Origin of the sequence: Nocardioides sp., from assembly GCF_030149505.1 — a bacterium.
Taxonomy (GTDB): domain Bacteria; phylum Actinomycetota; class Actinomycetes; order Propionibacteriales; family Nocardioidaceae; genus Nocardioides.
This window is the reverse complement of sequence record NZ_JASBRN010000026.1, coordinates 17,360-34,532: the sequence shown is the minus strand read 5'-3', so window position 1 is coordinate 34,532 and position 17,173 is coordinate 17,360. Positions and strand designations below refer to the sequence as shown.

General features: G+C 73.8%; 19 protein-coding genes and 3 tRNA genes. 17 read left to right on the top strand and 5 right to left on the bottom strand.

Translation table 11 applies throughout. The features are described from left to right. Positions 1-74 precede the first annotated feature (74 nt). Positions 75-965 carry a hypothetical protein gene (locus tag Q1V71_RS05225; RefSeq protein WP_300641407.1) on the bottom strand — a complete coding sequence of 297 codons (891 nt, stop codon included), beginning with the start codon at positions 963-965 and terminating at the stop codon, positions 75-77. A 173-nt stretch (positions 966-1,138) separates the two neighbouring features. Here Q1V71_RS05225 and Q1V71_RS05220 point away from each other — a divergent pair, with 173 nt between their 5' ends. The 6 genes from Q1V71_RS05220 (at position 1,139) to Q1V71_RS05195 (ending at position 7,921) form a co-directional block, all read left to right on the top strand. Further along, entirely contained in the window at positions 1,139-3,550 is a 2,412-nt protein-coding gene (locus Q1V71_RS05220) for an FdhF/YdeP family oxidoreductase (protein WP_300641405.1), read from the top strand. Then, on the top strand, positions 3,547-4,542 hold the full coding sequence (locus Q1V71_RS05215) for a pirin family protein (RefSeq protein WP_300641404.1): 996 nt from the start codon (positions 3,547-3,549) through the stop codon (positions 4,540-4,542). Before Q1V71_RS05220 ends, Q1V71_RS05215 begins: the two co-directional genes overlap by 4 nt. A gap of 207 nt (positions 4,543-4,749) precedes the next feature. Continuing rightward, on the top strand, positions 4,750-5,331 hold the full coding sequence (locus tag Q1V71_RS05210; protein ID WP_300641403.1) for a DNA-3-methyladenine glycosylase I: 582 nt from the start codon (positions 4,750-4,752) through the stop codon (positions 5,329-5,331). Positions 5,332-5,389: 58 nt separating this feature from the next. Beyond that, on the top strand, positions 5,390-5,743 hold the full coding sequence (locus Q1V71_RS05205) for a CidA/LrgA family protein (RefSeq protein ID WP_300641401.1): 354 nt from the start codon (positions 5,390-5,392) through the stop codon (positions 5,741-5,743). Further along, positions 5,740-6,435 (top strand): LrgB family protein, encoded by a 696-nt coding sequence (locus Q1V71_RS05200; protein WP_300641399.1) that lies wholly within the window; start codon positions 5,740-5,742, stop codon positions 6,433-6,435. Before Q1V71_RS05205 ends, Q1V71_RS05200 begins: the two co-directional genes overlap by 4 nt. Positions 6,436-6,517: 82 nt before the next feature. Continuing rightward, entirely contained in the window at positions 6,518-7,921 is a 1,404-nt protein-coding gene (locus tag Q1V71_RS05195; RefSeq protein ID WP_300641397.1) for an amidase, read from the top strand. Positions 7,922-8,039: 118 nt separating this feature from the next. On the opposite strand, the gene Q1V71_RS05190 is transcribed toward Q1V71_RS05195, so the two are convergent. Continuing rightward, positions 8,040-8,828: a thioesterase family protein gene (locus tag Q1V71_RS05190; protein WP_300641395.1), complete on the bottom strand. Its 789-nt coding sequence runs from the start codon at positions 8,826-8,828 to the stop codon at positions 8,040-8,042. A 48-nt stretch (positions 8,829-8,876) separates the two neighbouring features. Here Q1V71_RS05190 and Q1V71_RS05185 point away from each other — a divergent pair. The 3 genes from Q1V71_RS05185 to rpmG all read left to right on the top strand — a co-directional run bounded on the left by Q1V71_RS05185 (position 8,877) and on the right by rpmG (position 9,283). Further along, positions 8,877-8,949, top strand: a tRNA-Thr gene (locus Q1V71_RS05185). 49 nt (positions 8,950-8,998) lie between these two features. Then, positions 8,999-9,075: transfer RNA gene (locus Q1V71_RS05180), tRNA-Met, on the top strand. A gap of 37 nt (positions 9,076-9,112) precedes the next feature. Continuing rightward, complete coding sequence (gene rpmG, locus Q1V71_RS05175) at positions 9,113-9,283, top strand: 50S ribosomal protein L33 (RefSeq protein WP_179529838.1); 171 nt, start codon at positions 9,113-9,115, stop codon at positions 9,281-9,283. Positions 9,284-9,409: 126 nt separating this feature from the next. Here the strand turns inward: rpmG and Q1V71_RS05170 are convergent, their stop codons facing one another. Then, positions 9,410-10,321, bottom strand: coding sequence for a hypothetical protein (locus Q1V71_RS05170; RefSeq protein WP_300641393.1), 912 nt, complete (start codon positions 10,319-10,321; stop codon positions 9,410-9,412). Positions 10,322-10,458: 137 nt separating this feature from the next. Here Q1V71_RS05170 and Q1V71_RS05165 point away from each other — a divergent pair, with 137 nt between their 5' ends. Genes Q1V71_RS05165 through Q1V71_RS05155 form a run of 3 tightly spaced genes read left to right on the top strand, consistent with a single transcriptional unit; the run spans position 10,459 to position 12,306 of the window. Beyond that, positions 10,459-10,866, top strand: a complete 408-nt coding sequence (locus tag Q1V71_RS05165) for a MaoC family dehydratase N-terminal domain-containing protein (RefSeq protein ID WP_300641391.1) — start codon at positions 10,459-10,461, stop codon at positions 10,864-10,866. Next, positions 10,863-11,243, top strand: coding sequence for a MaoC/PaaZ C-terminal domain-containing protein (locus Q1V71_RS05160; protein WP_300641389.1), 381 nt, complete (start codon positions 10,863-10,865; stop codon positions 11,241-11,243). Before Q1V71_RS05165 ends, Q1V71_RS05160 begins: the two co-directional genes overlap by 4 nt. Next, positions 11,236-12,306 (top strand): UDP-N-acetylmuramate dehydrogenase, encoded by a 1,071-nt coding sequence (locus Q1V71_RS05155; RefSeq protein ID WP_300641387.1) that lies wholly within the window; start codon positions 11,236-11,238, stop codon positions 12,304-12,306. The genes Q1V71_RS05160 and Q1V71_RS05155 overlap by 8 nt, the downstream gene beginning before the upstream one ends. Before the next feature lie 74 nt (positions 12,307-12,380). Here the strand turns inward: Q1V71_RS05155 and Q1V71_RS05150 are convergent, their stop codons facing one another. Together Q1V71_RS05150 and Q1V71_RS05145 are read right to left on the bottom strand one after the other, a co-directional pair. Next, positions 12,381-12,914, bottom strand: coding sequence for a DUF4190 domain-containing protein (locus Q1V71_RS05150; RefSeq protein ID WP_300641385.1), 534 nt, complete (start codon positions 12,912-12,914; stop codon positions 12,381-12,383). 96 nt (positions 12,915-13,010) lie between these two features. Then, the gene (locus Q1V71_RS05145) at positions 13,011-14,045 is read right to left on the bottom strand and encodes an adenosine deaminase (RefSeq protein ID WP_300641383.1); all 1,035 of its coding nucleotides are present in this window, start codon (positions 14,043-14,045) and stop codon (positions 13,011-13,013) included. A gap of 178 nt (positions 14,046-14,223) precedes the next feature. Here Q1V71_RS05145 and Q1V71_RS05140 point away from each other — a divergent pair. The 5 genes from Q1V71_RS05140 to rplA all read left to right on the top strand — a co-directional run bounded on the left by Q1V71_RS05140 (position 14,224) and on the right by rplA (position 16,963). Continuing rightward, positions 14,224-14,296: transfer RNA gene (locus Q1V71_RS05140), tRNA-Trp, on the top strand. Between the two features lie 107 nt (positions 14,297-14,403). Continuing rightward, positions 14,404-14,637, top strand: a complete 234-nt coding sequence (gene secE / locus Q1V71_RS05135; RefSeq protein ID WP_300641381.1) for a preprotein translocase subunit SecE — start codon at positions 14,404-14,406, stop codon at positions 14,635-14,637. An 85-nt stretch (positions 14,638-14,722) separates the two neighbouring features. After that, positions 14,723-15,568 carry a transcription termination/antitermination protein NusG gene (nusG, locus tag Q1V71_RS05130; RefSeq protein ID WP_300641379.1) on the top strand — a complete coding sequence of 282 codons (846 nt, stop codon included), beginning with the start codon at positions 14,723-14,725 and terminating at the stop codon, positions 15,566-15,568. A gap of 130 nt (positions 15,569-15,698) precedes the next feature. Beyond that, on the top strand, positions 15,699-16,127 hold the full coding sequence (gene rplK, locus Q1V71_RS05125) for a 50S ribosomal protein L11 (RefSeq protein ID WP_300641377.1): 429 nt from the start codon (positions 15,699-15,701) through the stop codon (positions 16,125-16,127). Between the two features lie 113 nt (positions 16,128-16,240). After that, a complete protein-coding gene (rplA, locus tag Q1V71_RS05120) occupies positions 16,241-16,963 on the top strand; it encodes a 50S ribosomal protein L1 (RefSeq protein WP_300641375.1) in 723 nt (240 codons plus the stop codon). Positions 16,964-17,173 lie beyond the last annotated feature (210 nt).

Genomic DNA, 17,173 nt, shown 5'->3' with positions numbered 1-17,173 from the left:
AGGAACGCGGGAGCGGCTGCGCACGGGCCGGTGGACCGGTCCCGCGGCGCAGCCGCTCTCGAGGCCCGGTGCCCTCAGCGCACCACCGCGCCGCCCGTGAGCGTGCGGTACGTGTAGGCCGTGCCCAGCAGCACCACCGGCAGGCTGACCAGCGCGCCGATGCCGCAGGCCAGGAAGCCGGCGAACGCGACGATCGCGCCCACGATGTACCAGACCAGCGTGTTGCCGAGGTTGTTCTTCGTGAGCTCGAAGCTGGCCTTGACCGCCGCCATCGGCTCGAGGTCGCGGTCGACGACGAAGTAGAGGCTGTAGGAGAGCATGAAGCCCGCCACGAGCCCGGGGAAGTAGCACAGGAGCGTCCCGACGAAGGTGATGGCGCCGACGATCAGCGCGGTCACGACGACCTTGCCGATCTTGTCGGTGCGCAGCACCTCGGAGAACTCCCAGGAGCCGCCGTCGGTCACCTTCAGCGCAGCGCGGATCAGTCCGGCCGCGATGATCTGGAAGACCACCAGCACCACCGCGGTGAGCAGGGCCTGGATCACGAGCCCGGCCACGAAGCCGGTGCCGCCGTCGCAGACGTAGCGGCCCTCGTCGTTGACACCGCACTCGACGTCGCCGGCCAGCGCGCCGGTGACCAGGCTGCCGAGCACGGCGACCGCGCCGACACCCACCAGCAGGACCACCGCCGACAGCACGATCGGGCCCACGTTGGCCTGGAACTTCGCCCAGCCGAAGGAGAGCGCGTCGCCGACGCTGTACGCCGGGGCGGGCGGGCCGCCGTACGCCGGCTGGCCGCCGGAGCCCGGACCGCCACCGCCGGGGCCGTACCCGCCCGGCCCGTAGCCGCCCGGACCACCCGGAGGCGGCGGCGGGGGCGGCGGTGGGCCGTCGGCGCCTCCGCCCATGGGCGGCTCGCCCGGCGGGGGCGGCGGGGGCGGGGGAGGCGGTGGGGTGCTCGACATCGGTGGACCTCCTGGTGGGGGCCGGGCCACGCTGGCTCGGCAGGTGGGTCGGTCGTGGCCAGCACGCTAGCGGCGGGGGGAGCCCGGCGGGAAGGTCCGACACCAGGCCGCCGTGACTGGTCCGTACCCCATGGGTGGGCTGCCGCCTGGGTCGAGCCGCGCATGATGGGGCCATGCCTCTCGGATGGTCCTTCACCGCACCCCGCCACGACGTCGACGAGCGCGAGCTCGAGGTCACCAAGCCCAAGGACGCTGCCGCCGGCACGACCGCCGTGGCCGTGGCGATGAAGCGCGCGGTGGAGCAGATGGGCCCGATCCGGACGGCCCGGACCCTGCTGCGGCTCAACCAGGTCGACGGCTTCGACTGCCAGGGATGCGCGTGGCCGGACCCCGAGGCGGGGCACCGGCACACGGCGGAGTTCTGCGAGAACGGCGCCAAGGCGGTCACGGAGGAGGCCACGCTGCGGCGCGTCGACCGGTCCTTCTTCGCCGAGCACCCGGTCGCGGAGCTGGCCCACCGCACCGACTACTGGCTAGGCCAGCAGGGCCGGATCACCGAGCCGGTGGTGCTGCGACCGGGCGGCACCCACTACGAGCCGGTCACCTGGGACGAGGCGTTCGCGACGATCGGGCGCCACCTGCGTGCGCTGTCGAGTCCCGACGAGGCGATCTTCTACACCTCCGGGAAGACCTCCAACGAGGCGGCGTTCGTCTACCAGCTCCTCGCGCGCTCCTTCGGCACCAACAACCTCCCGGACTGCTCCAACATGTGCCACGAGTCCACCTCGGTGGCGCTGGCGGAGTCGATCGGCATCGGCAAGGGGTCGGTGAGCCTGCACGACGTCGAGACCGCCGAGCTGGTCGTCATCGCCGGGCAGAACCCCGGCACCAACCACCCCCGGATGCTCTCCGCGCTCGAGAAGGTCAAGCGCAACGGCGGGAAGATCCTCGCGATCAACCCGCTGCGCGAGGCCGGGCTGGTGCGGTTCAAGAACCCGCAGGTGCCCCGCGGCGTTGTCGGCAACGGCACCGCCCTGGCCGACCTGCACCTCCCGGTGCGGATCAACGGCGACCTCGCGCTCTTCCAGGCGATCGGCTCCCTGCTGCTGGAGTGGGACGCCCTGGACCACGACTTCATCGCGACCCACACCGTCGGCTTCGAGGAGTACGCCGCGCACCTGCGCACCCTCGACCGCGACGCCGTCCTGCGGGCGACCGGGCTGACCTGGGAGCAGATCGAGGAAGCGGCCCGGATGTTCGCCGACTCCTCGGCCACCGTCACCTGCTGGGCCATGGGGATCACCCAGCACCGCAACTCCGTGGCCACCGTCAAGGAGCTCGCCAACGTCGCCTTCCTCCAGGGCAACATCGGCAAGCCCGGGGCCGGGCTCTGCCCGGTGCGCGGCCACTCCAACGTGCAGGGCGACCGCACCATGGGCATCTGGGAGCGCTCGCCGGAGCACTTCCTCGCCGCCCTGGAGCAGGAGTTCGGCATCCCGGTGCCGCGGGAGCACGGCCTGGACACCGTCGCCTCGGTGACCGCCCTCCACGAGGGTGACGCCTCGGTCTTCATCGGCATGGGGGGCAACTTCGTCTCGGCCGTCTCCGACACCGCCGTCACCGAGGAGGCCTTCCGCCGCGCGGCGCTGACGGTGCACGTCTCCACCAAGCTCAACCGCTCCCACGTGGTGCACGGCCGCGAGGCCCTGATCCTGCCGGCGCTGGGTCGCAGCGAGCGCGACCTCACCGGTGGCCGCAAGCAGCGGGTCACCGTCGAGGACTCCATGTCCGCGGTCCACGCCTCCCACGGGCCGCTCGAGCCGGCCTCGGAGCACCTGCGCTCGGAGGTCGACATCGTCTGCGGGATCGCCCTCGCGGCCCTCGGCGCCGACCACCCGGTCCCGTGGGAGCAGCTGCGCGCGGACTACACCGAGATCCGGCACCGCATCTCCCGCGTGGTGCCCGGCGCGGCGGCGTACGCCGAGAAGGTCGACCAGCCCGGCGGCTTCGTCCTGCCGCACCCGCCCCGCGACAGCCGCACGTTCCCGACCCCGCAGGGCAAGGCCGTCTTCGCCGTCAGCCCGCTCGACGTGCTGCACGTGCCGGAGGGGCGGCTGCTGCTGCAGACGATGCGCAGCCACGACCAGTTCAACACCACGATCTACGGCCTCGACGACCGCTACCGCGGCGTCAAGGGCGGGCGCCGGGTCGTGTTCGTCCACCCCGAGGACATCGCTGCGCTCGGGCTCGAGGACGGCCAGCTCGTCGACCTGGTCAGCGAGTGGCGCGACCCCGACGACGAGACCGCGTCGCTCGTCGAGCGGCAGGCCCCGGCCTTCCGGGTCGTCTCCTACGACCAGCCGCGCGGCTGCGCGGCGGCCTACTACCCCGAGACCAACCCGCTCGTGCCGCTGGCCAGCACGGCCCTGGGCAGCAACACCCCGACCTCGAAGTCGATCGTGGTCCGGCTCGACCCGGCCACCCACGACTCCACGACGCTGTTGGCCAGCGATGCCGGCCACGTGGTGCCCTCGGGTCGCGGCGACGAGGACAAGCGCACGGTCTCGCCGGAGCAGCTGTCGTGACCCGGTTGGACCGACCCAGCGAGGAGGTGGAGTGCGCGAGTGGTGACGAGTCCGGTGTGAGCGTCATGACCGCGCGCGAGGTCCCGCTCGGCGGGCCGCGGGCGATGACCGTGCGGCGCACGCTGCCCCAGCGCGGCCGCACGATGATCGGCGCCTGGTGCTTCGTGGACCACTACGGACCCGATGACGTCGCCGAGACCGGGGGGATGGTCGTCGCCCCGCACCCGCACACCGGCCTGCAGACGGTCTCCTGGCTCTTCACCGGCGAGATCGAGCACCGCGACTCCGCCGGCCACCACGCGATGGTGCGCCCCGGCGAGCTCAACCTCATGACCGCGGGCCGCGGGATCTCGCACTCCGAGGTCTCGACGGCGGCCACCAGCGTGCTGCACGGCGCCCAGCTGTGGGTGGCGCTGCCCGCCGAGGCGCGGGGCACCGAGCCCACCTTCCGCCACTACGCGCCCGAGCCGGTCGCGGGGGAGAACTGGGAGGCGCGCGTCTTCCTCGGCTCCCTGCTCGGCGACACGTCGCCGGTGGAGACGTTCTCGCCGCTCGTCGGCGCGGAGCTGCTGCTGGAGCCCGGCACCTCCCTGGTTGTCGCGGTCGACCCGGCCCACGAGCACGGGGTGCTCGTCGACGCCGGCCAGGTCGAGGTCGAGGGGGTCCCGGGCACGCCCTCGGACCTGGTCCACGTGCCGACCGGCTGCGCGACCGTGCGGCTGCGGGCTGGCGAGGAGCCGGTCCGGGCCCTGCTGCTCGGCGGCGAGCCGCTCGGAGAGTCGATCGTGATGTTCTGGAACTTCATCGGCGCCACCCACGAGGAGGTCGCGGGCTACCGCGAGGAGTGGCAGGCGCAGATCACCCGCGACGGCAGCCGCGTCGGCGACTCCCAGGAGGTCGCCGACGGCCGCTTCGGCATCGTCCCCGGCGACCACCTCGCCCCCATCCCCTCCCCGGCCCTCCCCAACGCCCGCCTGCGCCCCCGCTCCTGACGAGACCGCGCGACTGCGCCAGCGGACCCGGCCCGGCTGGCGCGTTCACTCGGCGCTGGTTCGACCGTGACTCGGCACTGGTTCGAGCATGACTCGGCTCCCGTGGCCGGTGTGCTCTGTGCCGAGCCGGCGCGTCCTTCCGGAAATGTGCGCCGGTTCGACCACCAAGAGCCCGGCCGTCGGCGACGCGTGGCACGCTGACCGCCCATGGGACCCCTGACCGGCGAGGACGGCCTGCCCCGCTGCCCCTGGGCCGGGGCGGAGCCCGGTCTGATGCGGGACTACCACGACCAGGAGTGGGGCCGGGCGATCGAGGGTGACGCGGCCTGGTTCGAGCGGCTGACGCTCGAGGCGTTCCAGTCCGGGCTGTCGTGGGCGACGATCCTGCGCAAGCGGCCGGCCTTCCGCGCGGCCTTCGACGGCTTCGAGTCGGCGCGCGTGGCGGCGTACGACGGCGGCGACGTCGCCCGGCTCATGGCCGACGCCGGGATCGTGCGCAACCGCGCGAAGGTGCGGGCGGCGATCACCAACGCCCGGGCGACGCTCGACCTCGTCGAGGCCGAGGGCGGGGGTGCGCTGGAGCGGCTCGTGCGTGCGCACGCGCCCTCGACCGCGCCCGCGCCGCAGGACACCTCCGAGCAGCAGACGACCTCGGCGGAGTCATCGGCGCTGTCGAAGGAGCTCAAGCGTCGCGGCTTCACCTTCGTCGGGCCGACCACGATGTTCGCGCTGATGGAGGCGACCGGGGTCTTCGACCCGCACCTGCTCGGCTGCCACCGGCGCGGCTGAGCGCCACGGGGCGGCGACGGTTGCGCCGGCGGGCCGCCCGGCTGCCACACTCGCGGGCGTGCGCGTCGTGTCCGGCCTGACCTGGCTCCTGGGGTGCCAGCTGGTCGGCGAGGTCGTCGTCCACGCGCTCGACGCGCCCGTGCCGGGCCCGGTCGTCGGCATGGTCGTGCTCCTGCTCGTCCTGCTCGTGCGCCGTCCGCCCGAGGGCAGCTCGGTCCACCAGGCGGCCGACGCGCTCCTGCCGCACCTGCAGCTGCTCTTCGTGCCCGCCGGGGTCGGGGTGGTGGTCTACGGCGCGGTCCTGCGCCAGGACGGCCCGGCGATCGTGGTCGCCCTGGTCGTCTCGTGGCTGCTCGGGCTGGCTGCGGTCGGCTGGACCGCCCAGCTGCTGACCCGGGAGCGGGCCCGGTGAGCTGGTTCCTCGCCCACCCGCTGACCTGGCTGGTTGCCACGCTGCTGGCCTACCGCCTCGGCGTGCACCTGCGCGACCGCACCGGGCACCCCGTGGCCCAGCCCGTGCTGGTCGGCGTCGTCCTGCTCGCCGCCGCACTGGTGCTGCTCGACGTCGACTACGCGACGTACGCCGAGGGCACCACGATCGTGACCTTCCTGCTCGGCCCCGCGACGGTCGCCCTAGCCGTGCCGCTTCACCGCCAGCTCGGCCGCCTGCGCGGCTACGCGTTGCCGCTGGTCGCCGGCCTCCTGGTCGGGGTCGTCGTCTCCGTCGGCTCGGCGATGCTGCTCGTGCAGCTGCTCGGCGGCGACGAGCTGCTGGCCCGCACCGTCGCCCCCAAGGCCACGACCGCGCCCGTGGCGATCGCGCTGTCGCGGACCATCGAGGGGGTCGCCCCGCTGACGGCCGCGATCGGGATCACCGCCGGCATCCTCGGCGCCGTCGCCGCCCCCACGGTCCTCACGTGGCTGCGCGTGCGCGAGCACCGGGCGCGCGGCCTGGCCACCGGCGCGGTCTCCCACGGCATCGGCACCTCGCGGATGCTGCACGAGCACCCCGTCGAGGGCGCCTTCTCCGGCCTGGCCATGGGTCTCACCGCCCTCGCCACCAGCCTGCTGCTGCCGCTGCTCGTCCCGCTCTTCCTGCGCTGACGACGCCCGACCGCCGAGAGCGGCGGTTCGCACCTCGACCACCGGCCCCGACGACCCGTTCCGGCGGCTAGCGTGCAGCGGCATGCCACGCGTGCACGCCTTCACCGACGACGCCCTCGGGACCCACGACGCCGTCGGGCTGGTCGAGGCCCTCCACCGCGGCGAGGTCTCCGCGCCCGAGGTCGTCGAGGCCGCCGTCGCGCGGACCGAGGCGGTCGACCCGGCGCTGGGCGCGGTCGCCTGGCGCGCCTACGACCGGGCCCGTGCGGAGGCCCGCGCCCTGCGCGGCGGCTACTTCGCCGGCGTACCCAGCTTCCTGAAGGACAACGTCGACGTCGAGGGCCTGCCGACCCTCCAGGGCACCGACGCGTACGTCGGCAGGCCGGCGTCCCGCGACGGGGACTTCGCCCGGATGTACCACGCCACGGGGCTGGTCACCCTCGGCAAGACCCGCCTCTCGGAGTACGGCTTCAATGCCGCCGTCGAGCACCCCCGGCTCGGCCCCGTGCGCAACCCGTGGGACCCCGACCGCACCGCCGGTGCTTCCTCGGCCGGGGCCGCGGCCCTCGTCGCCGCCGGTGCCGTCCCGATCGCCCACGCCAACGACGGCGGCGGCTCGATCCGGATCCCCGCGGCGGTCAACGGCCTGGTCGGCCTCAAGCCGACCCGCGGCCGGCTCGCCCAGGACGCCATGCTCCGCGGCCAACCGGTGCGGATCGTCAGCGACGGGGTCGTGACCCGCTCGGTGCGCGACACCGCGGCGTTCCTGCGCGAGTCCGAGAAGGTCTACCGCCCGCTGCGGCTGCGCCCGATCGGCGACATCACCCGCCCCGGACGCCAGCGGCTGCGGGTCGCGGTCTCCACCTCCGGGGCGGGCCGCACCGCCGGCCCCGACGCGATCGAGGCGACCTGGCGCACCGCGCGGGTGCTGGAGGACCTCGCCCACCACGTGGAGGAGGTCGCGGCCCCGGTGCCGGACACCTTCCCCGACGACTTCCTCCTCTACTGGTCGGTGCTCGCCGGGGCCTTGGTCGCCGGTGGCCGGCGCAACCACGGCCGGACCTTCGACAAGGAGCGGCTCGACCCGCTCACCCTGGGACTGGCCCGGCACGCGCGCCGCAACGCCCACCGCGTGCCCGGCGCCATCGCCCGCCTGCGCCGCACCACGGCGATCTCCGCGCAGTTCCACCAGCGGTGGGACGTCACCCTCTGCCCCACGCTGGCCACGGCCACGCCGCCGGTCGGCCACCTCTCTCCCGAGCCCGGCTTCGACCAGGTCATGGAGCGGCTCCTGGAGTGGGTCGTCTTCACGCCCTGGCACAACGCCTCGGGGGACCCGGCCGTCTCCCTGCCGCTGGCGACCACCCCGGACGGGCTGCCCTTGGGGATGATGCTGGGCGCCGGCTCCGGCCGCGAGGCGCTGCTGCTGGAGCTGGCCTACGAGCTCGAGCAGGCCGTCCCGTTCCCCACGCTCGCCCGGCGCTGACCCACCGCGCCGAGCCGGCGCACGTTTCCGGAAGAACGCGCCGGTTCGACCCACGCCGACGCCGAGCCGGCGCACGTTTCCGGAAGAACGCGCCGGCTCGGCGACCCAGGACCAGCCCTCAGCGGCGTACGACGAGGAGCGCCTGCGCCGATCGGGCGACCGGCCCGAGCCGGTCGTGCACGGTGGACGTGGCGACCCCGACCGAGCCGGGCCCGAGGGTGGTCTCGGCGTCGAGGCAGACCCACTCGCCGACCGGCTCGCGCAGCACGTGCACGGTGAGCTCGGTGTTCTGGAAGCCCCACTGGGTGACGTCGAGCGCGGCGCTGACCCCCGAGGCGGAGTCGACGCACGTCATCATCCGCGCCAGCGGCGAGGTGGTCTCGCCCTCGACCAGCTCGGGCGCGCGCATCCAGGCGGTGCCGGGGCCGAGGGTGTCGACGGACCCGGAGACCCACCGCCACTCGACCGCCTCGACGTAGCCCGGGTGCCAGGTCCCGGGGGAGGCCTTGACCACGCCGTCGGCCGGTCCGTGCGCGGGAGCGGGCCCGACCTCGGCGGGGCCGGTGCCGCGGGGGAAGAGCCATGCGCGGGCCGAGGCCACGTCGCGCCCGGCGGACGGGTCGTGCAGCACCGACTCGGCCATCAGCACCGACCGGCCCCGCCGCAGGACCCGGGCCGAGGACAGCAGCGGCGCCACCGGGACCGGCCCGAGCAGTTCCATCGTGAACCGCCCCACCACCCGGTCGGCCGCCTCGGGCAGCCGCTCGAGCGCCCGGGTGAGCAGGCCCGCCGGGGGCCCACCGTGCTGGGCGCCGGGGGCCCACGGACCGGCTGCGGAGAGGGTCGTGATGAACCGTTCGGAACCGTCGTCGAGGGTGCCGTCGGGGACGAAGAAGGGCTGGGCCATGCCCCGATTTTCTCCTACGCCGAAGACTCTGTATGGTTCTGCGTCGTTGCCCCTTTAGCTCAGTCGGCAGAGCGTCTCCATGGTAAGGAGAAGGTCTACGGTTCGATTCCGTAAAGGGGCTCTGGGTCGGGTCGTCGCCGGTGCAGACCGGGGTCGACCCTCATCCATGTGGCGGGGTAGCTCAGGTGGTTAGAGCACACGGCTCATAATCGTGGTGTCGCGGGTTCGAGTCCCGCCCCCGCTACCACAGATCCCGCACCGCCTCCGATCAGCAAGGACATCCCGTGGCCAGCAAGAGCTCTGACGTTCGCCCCAAGATCACGCTCGCCTGCGTGGACTGCAAGGAGCGGAACTACATCACCAAGAAGAACCGTCGGAACAACCCCGACCGCATGGAGATGAAGAAGTTCTGCCCGCGTTGCCGCACCCACACCGACCACCGCGAGACCCGCTGACCCCAGCGCACTCGCACCGCACGGCCCGCCAGGTCCTCCTGGCGGGCCGTCGGCGTTCCCAGGGGTACGCCGACAGCGGCCCGCGGCCGGTCGCGACCGCTCCGTGCCGTGCCGCCCGGTGCGGCCTCAGTCCCCCGGGTCGCAGGTCGGCTCGGGCCACTCCCGCAGCCGCCCGGTGTCGAGCCGGCTCAGCGTCGGCACGACCGGCCGCCCGCCCAGCCGCCAGAAGCTCCGCGCCGCGGACTCGCTGACCGCCCACAGGCTCCCGGGACCGGCGGCCATCCCCTCGGCGCCCGGCAGGAACGCCCGGCGCACCCCGCCCGGCCCCTCGAGCACCCCGCAGCGCGTGTGCGAGCGGGCGAACCACACGCCCGTGCGCCCACCCATCCGGGCCCACACCGCGCCCTGGGCGTGCGAAGGCACCTTCCTCGACGAGACCGCGTCGTCGAGGCCCAGCTCGACCACCCCGGGCGCGAGCACCCGGGAGAGGTCGAACCAGTCCAGCGCTGCCCGGCCCGGGTGCACGCGGCTGGGACGGAAGCGACCCAGCCCGATCCGGCCCCGGTCGTCGATCAGCCCGAAGGACCCCTGCACGGGGTCGGCCAGCCGCCAGCCCCGCAGCACCTCGAGGCTGCGGGGGTCCATCAGCCACAGCCGCGCGCTCTCGGTCAGCCACAGCCCGTGCCGGTCCAGCGCGACGCCCCCGCCGTGGCGGCAGCCGACCTCGGGGCCCGCGCCGACGCGACCGCTGACGCGCCGGCGGTCGGCCAGCAGCGCGCCGGTGCGCAGGTCCAGCCGCACGACCCGGCACCACAGGCTGCCGGGCTCGCCCTCGTCGTACCCCGTCAACCAAGCCGTCCCGCCCCGCACCGCCACGCCCTGCGGCACCAGCGCGGCCGCGGCCCGCGGCGCCCACACGCCCGCGCAGACGGCGTCGGAGACCGGCAGGGGCTCCAGCCCCACCCCGTCCGGGAGGTACGCCGGCGGCCGGCCGCGCACCGCGCCCGCCTCGAGCGGGCGGCAGTCGGAGAGCCGCACCGGGCCCGAGGCCTCGCCGTCGCCCGGACCCGTGCCACCCGGCCCCGTGCCGACCGGTCCGGAGGTGGCGCCGCTGCACCCGACGAGGGCCGCGACCAGCAGCAGGGCGGCCGCACGGGATCGCCTAGGTTGGAGCCATGCCCGTGGACCCCTCGATCGTCGGTCGGAGCTTCCCACCCACCCGACCCTATGCCGTGACCGCCGAGGCCCTGCGCGCCTTCGCGGCCGCGACGGGCGGTGCGTGGACCGGCGGTCCGGCGCCGGCGACCTTCCCGATCGTGACGGCCTTCGAGGCGATGAACGCCTTCCTCGAGGCCGAGCAGGTCGCGCTGCACCGCATCGTCCACGGCGAGCAGCGCTTCGCCTACGAGCGCCCGGTGGTCGAGGGCGACGAGCTGACCGCGACCCTCACCGTCACCTCGCTGCGCCAGATCGGTGGCAACGACATCATCGGCACCACGAGCGAGGTCACCGACGCCACCGGGGCCCTGGTCTGCACGACCGGCGCGACCCTGGTCCACCGCGCGGACGGGGGCGGGGCATGAGCCTGGAGCCGCGCACCTTCACCATCACCCGCGCCGACCTCGTGGCGTACGCCGCCGCCAGCGGCGACCACAACCCGATCCACCAGGACGAGGCCGTCGCCGCCTCCGTCGGCCTGCCCGGCGTGATCGCCCACGGGATGTACACCCTGGCCCTGGCCGCCCGCGCCGTCGCCGACTGGTTCCCCGACCACGAGGTCGTCTCCCTCGGCTGCAAGTTCACCTCCCCGGTCGTCGTGCCCGCCGAGGGCGGCGCCGAGGTTGTCGTGGCCGGTGAGGAGAAGGGCGGCGAGGACGGCCTGACCACCGTCGCGCTCACCGTCACCCACGAGGGGCAGAAGGTCCTCGGCATGCCGAAGGCGGTCCTGCGCCGTGCCTGACCTCGCCCCGGCGACCGAGCGGCTCCTGGCCGAGCGCACCACCCTGCGCCTCGGCGGCCCGGCGCGGCGCTGGGTGGTCGCCCGCACCGACGACGAGCTCGTCGCCGCGGTCCGCGCCGCCGACGAGGCCGGCGAGCCCCTGCTCGTGCTCGGCGGCGGCAGCAACCTGGTCGTGGCCGACGAGGGATTCGCCGGCACGGTCGTCGAGGTCGCCACCACCGGGATCGCCTCCGACGTCGACGGGCCCTCCGACGCAGCCCCGACCTGCGGCGGTGCGATGGTCACCGTCGCCGCGGGGGAGTCCTGGGACGGCTTCGTCGCCACCGCGGTCGAGCGGGGCTGGGTCGGCGTCGAGGCGCTCTCCGGCATCCCGGGCTCCGTCGGGGCCACGCCCGTCCAGAACGTCGGTGCCTACGGCCAGGACGTCTCCCAGACCGTCGCGTCGGTGCGCACCTGGGACCGGGTCGAGCGCGCCTGGCGCACCTTCGCCCACGCCGACTGCGGCTTCGGCTACCGCCACTCCCGCTTCAAGGCCGAGCCCGGCCGGTACGTCGTGGTCTCGGTGACCTTCCAGCTGCGCCTGGGCACCCTCGGCGCCCCGGTCGCGTACGCCGAGCTGGCCCGCGCCCTCGGGGTCGAGACCGGAGCCCGCGCTCCTCTCGCCGACGTGCGCGCCGCGGTCCTCGCGCTGCGCCGCGGCAAGGGGATGGTCCTCGACGAGCCCGACCACGACACGTGGAGCGCCGGCTCCTTCTTCACCAACCCCGTCCTCGACCCCGCCGACGTGCCCGCGGGTGCGCCCGTCTGGCCGCAGCCCGACGGCACCGTCAAGACCAGCGCCGCGTGGCTGATCGAGCACGCCGGGCTCGGCAAGGGCTGGGGCGCGGAGGTCACCGGTGGCCGGGCCACCCTGTCGACCAAGCACACCCTCGCGCTCACCAACCGCGGCGGTGCCACGACCGCCGACCTGCTGGCCCTCGCCCGCGAGGTGCGCGACCGGGTCGAGCAGCGCTTCGGCGTACGACTCGTCAACGAGCCGGTGCTCCTCGGCTGCGAGCTCTGACCCGCCGAGCAGTCAGGAACGAACCGCCGACCCGTCAGGAACGAACCCCCGAGTCGTCACTTCCGGTCGATGAGCTAGACCGACGTGCCGGCCGCGATCGCGATGACCACCACGATGGTGAGCACCGCCAGCGCCAGCAGCGAGGTCGCCACGATCCCGAGGATCATGCCCGCGTTCGCCTCGCTGCGGCCGCCGTAGCGCATCGGCTCGGCGTCGATCTCGCGCTTCACCTTCGCGCCCACGTACCACGCGAAGGGCCCGGCCAGGATCGGCAGGCCGCACACAAAGCCGCCGCCGAGCGCGACGATCCCCAGCACGAGCGCGGTGTTGGCGGAGGGGTGGTTGGGCGTCGAGGGGAACGGCTGCGCGTACCCCTGCGCGTACCCCTGGCCGTAGCCCTGCTGCGGGTAGCCGGGCTGGGCGTACGGCTGCTGGTACGGCTGGCCGGGACCCGCCTGCGGGTCGCCGTAGGGGTTGGTCGGGTACGCCGGAGGCTGGGCCTGCTCGGGCTGCCGCGGCGGCTCCTGGGGGCTGCGGTCGGGCTCGCCCGGTCCGCTGCCGTAGGGCTGGTGGGTCCAGGGCGTGTTCTGGTCGTCCGACTCGCTCACGTCGGCATCCTCTCACCGCCCCCGCCGGGGCGTCCGCCCGTGGGGTTGCCCGCCGGGGCCGGGGCCGGGCCGGCTCCCGACCCGCCGGGGCAGCCGTCAGGTCCGCTCGCCCGAGGTGTCCTCGGCGGCGAGCCAGGCGTCGATCTCGGCCAGCACCCGCTGCCGCACGTCCGAGGGTGCCCGCGAGGCCCGCACCGACATCCGGGCCAGCTCGGCGAGCGTCGCGTCGTCGAGGTCGTGGGCGGCACGCATCGTGGCGTACTGCGCGGCCAGCTGGGACCCGAAGAGCAGCGGGTCGTCGGCCCCCAGCGCGACGGTCGCGCCCGCCGCCAGCAGGTCCGGCAGCGGCACCGAGGTGAGGTCGGAGTAGACGCCGAGCGCCACGTTGGAGACCGGGCAGACCTCGAGCGCCACCCCGGCCGCCACGACCCGCTCCAGCACGGCCGGGTCCTCGGCCGAGCGCACCCCGTGGCCCAACCGGTCCGCGTGCAGGTGGTCCAGGCAGGTGCTCACGTGGTCGGCTCCGAGCAGCTCGCCGCCGTGGGGGACCAGCGCCAGCCCGGCCCGCTCAGCGATCGCGAAGGCCGGGCCGAACTCCGAGGTCGTGCCACGCCGCTCGTCGTTGGACAGCCCGAACCCGACGACCCCGCGACCGGCGTACTGCGCCGCCAGCCGCGCCAGTGTCCGCGCATCCATCGGGTGCCGGGTGCGGTTGGCGGCGATGACCACCGCCATCCCCAGCCCGGTCGTGCGCGAGGCGTCGGCGACCGCGTCCAGCACGAGGTCGGTGAACGCGGTGATCCCGCCGAAGCGTGCCGCGTAGCCGCTGGGGTCGACCTGGATCTCCAGCCAGCGTCCGCCGTCGCGCACGTCGTCCTCGGCGGCCTCGAGCACGAGCCGTCGCACGTCCCCCTCGGTCCGCAGCACCGAGCGCGCCACGTCGTAGAGCCGCTGGAAGCGGAACCAGCCCTTCTCGTCGGCCGCCGACAGGTGCGGCGGCCACTCCTCGACCAGCGAGTCCGGCAGCGCGATCCGGTCGCGCTCGGCCAGCTCCAGCAACGTCTGGTGGCGCATCGAGCCGGTGAAGTGCAGGTGCAGGTGCGCCTTGGGCAGGGTGTGGAGGTCGCGCACGGCGCCACCCTAGGCGGCGCACGCCGACGGCCGGCCCCGCCTCCCCGGCACCGGTCCGACGCCACCTGCCCGACGGCTCCCGGCGCGAGGCGTTTGGACGGCGCGCGGAGCCGACCCGTAGACTCCCCGCTTGGTGGTCTCCCCGCATGCTTCGGCATGCCCCCGGGGAGGTCGTCGGAGGGCACTAGCTCAACTGGCAGAGCATCGGTCTCCAAAACCGAAGGTTGGGGGTTCAAGTCCCTCGTGCCCTGCTCCACGTCACCGGTCCCGGCCGGTGGCGCAGCAGCACCAGCAGCACCGATCGAGCAGGACCAGGCAGCACCAGCCAGCAGCACGAGGACAGGGAGAGGTGACCGGCGTGAGCGAACAGAACGCGGTCCGCGACGAGAAGCCCGCGCGCACCAGCCCGGTGACCTTCTACCGGCAGGTCGTCGCCGAGCTGCGCAAGGTCGTCTACCCGACGCAGGAGCAGCTGGTCACCTACTTCTTCGTGGTGATGGTCTTCGTGCTGGTGATGATGGCCATCATCGCCTCCCTGGACCTCGGTCTGGGTCGCCTGGCCTTCGCCGTCTTCGGCGGCAACGCCGAGTAGGGCCCCACCGACCACCCGCGGGCAGCCGCCCGCACCGTCCCCGGCCGCAGCGCCGGGAGCGACGTACGACGTGATGGAGCAGGACGTGACTGAGCAGTTCGACCCCGCCGAGACCGACGAGTCCCTGGACGCGGGCGCCGCCGACACCGACGCCCCCGAGGGCGCCGACGACGCGACCGCCCAGGCCGACGAGGTCGACGGCGACGGGGCGGACGCCGACCTCGACGTCGAGGCCTCCGACGCCGAGGACCAGGCCGACGACGCCGACGCCGACGACGAGGACGCCGCGGACGAGCCCGACGAGGACGACCCGCTCGAGCGCTTCCGCCGCGAGCTGTGGGCCAAGCCGGGCGACTGGTTCGTCGTGCACACCTACTCCGGCATGGAGAACCGGGTGAAGCAGAACCTGGAGAACCGCGCCATCTCCCTCAACATGGAGGACTACATCCACGAGATCGTGGTCCCCACCGAGGAGGTCGCGGAGATCAAGAACGGCCAGCGCAAGATGGTCAAGCGCACCGTCCTCCCCGGCTACGTGCTGGTCCGCATGGACCTCACCGACGAGTCCTGGTCCGCGGTGCGCCACACGCCCTCGGTCACCGGCTTCGTCGGCAACTCCCACCAGCCGGTGCCGCTGACCATGGGTGAGGTCGAGGACATGCTCGCCCCCGCGGTCGTGGCCCGTGCCCAGGCCGAGGCCGTCGCCGCTGGCACCGCCCCCGCCGGCAGCGCCACCACCGCCAAGAAGCCGGTCGAGGTGGCCGACTTCGCCGTCTCCGACTCCGTCATGGTCGTCGACGGGCCCTTCGCCACGCTCCACGCCACGATCACCGAGATCAATGCCGAGAGCCAGCGCGTCAAGGCGCTCGTGGAGATCTTCGGTCGCGAGACCCCCGTCGAGCTCTCCTTCAGCCAGGTGCAGAAGGTCTGAGCCGGCCCCGCCCGGATTTGGGTCGGGGAACCCTCCCGTCCCACACTGTTCGCTGCGCCCCGCGGGGCGCAGGTGGCAGAGGACGCACACGGCGTCCTCGACATGACCACGAGTAGGAAAGAGAAGCAGCATGCCTCCGAAGAAGAAGATCGCTGCCCTGGTCAAGGTGCAGCTCCAGGCCGGCGCCGCCTCGCCGGCCCCGCCGGTCGGTACCGCCCTCGGTCCCCACGGCGTCAACATCATGGACTTCTGCAAGGCGTACAACGCCCAGACCGAGTCCCTGCGCGGCAACGTCATCCCGGTCGAGATCACGATCTACGAGGACCGGACCTTCGACTTCATCACGAAGACGCCGCCGGCCTCCGAGCTGATCAAGAAGGCCGCCGGCCTGCAGAAGGGTTCCTCGGTCCCGCACAAGGACAAGGTCGGCTCGCTGACCAAGGACCAGGTGCGCGAGATCGCCCAGACCAAGCTGCCCGACCTCAACGCCAACGACGTCGAGGCCGCCATGAAGATCGTCGAGGGCACCGCCCGCTCGATGGGCATCACGACCGACTGACGTCCCCGGGCTCCGCCCGGTCGGACACCGACGTCAGCCGACGTCGTACCCCTGTGGCAGGGCCGCGCTGGCCCGAGCGACCACACCTGGATCACAGAAGAAGGAACCCAGACATGCAGCGCAGCAAGACCTACCGCGCAGCGGCCGCCTCGTTCGACAAGAACGAGGTCTTCGCCCCGCTCGCCGCGATCAAGATCGCCAAGACCTCCTCGAAGAAGAAGTTCGACGAGACCGTCGACGTCGTCATGCGTCTCGGCGTCGACCCCCGCAAGGCCGACCAGATGGTGCGCGGCACCGTCAACCTGCCCCACGGCACCGGCAAGACCGCCAAGGTCCTCGTCTTCGCCGTCGGTGACAAGGCGCAGGCCGCCCTCGACGCCGGTGCGGACGAGGTCGGTGGCGACGAGCTGATCGAGAAGGTGGCCGGCGGCTACCTCGACTTCGACGCCGTGGTCGCGACCCCGGACCTCATGGGCAAGGTCGGCCGCCTCGGCCGCGTGCTCGGTCCCCGTGGCCTCATGCCGAACCCCAAGACCGGCACGGTCACCCCCGACCCGGCCAAGGCCGTGACGGACATCAAGGGCGGCAAGATCGAGTTCCGTGTCGACCGCCACGCCAACCTGCACTTCATCATCGGCAAGGCGTCCTTCTCCGAGGTCAACCTCGCCGAGAACTACGCCGCCGCCCTCGAGGAGGTGCTGCGGCTCAAGCCGGCCAGCTCCAAGGGCCGCTACATCAAGAAGATCACCGTCTCCACGACGATGGGCCCCGGCATCCAGGTCGACCCCAACCGCGTGAAGAACGTCGCCGTCGAGGACGAGGCGCCCAGCGCCTGAGTCCACCCGGACACAGCAGTACGCCGAAGGCCCGGCCCCCTCGCGGGGGCCGGGCCTTCGTGTCGCTCGACGGGGTGGTGGGAGTTGTCGGTGGGGCGGGGGTCGGTGGGGCGGGGGTCGGGGCCGGTGCGCCGCGGCGCGGCGCCGTCGGGCGGGCCCCGGCGGACGTGGGGCAGGCCCGAGCCCACCCCCTTCGTCGCACCCACCCTT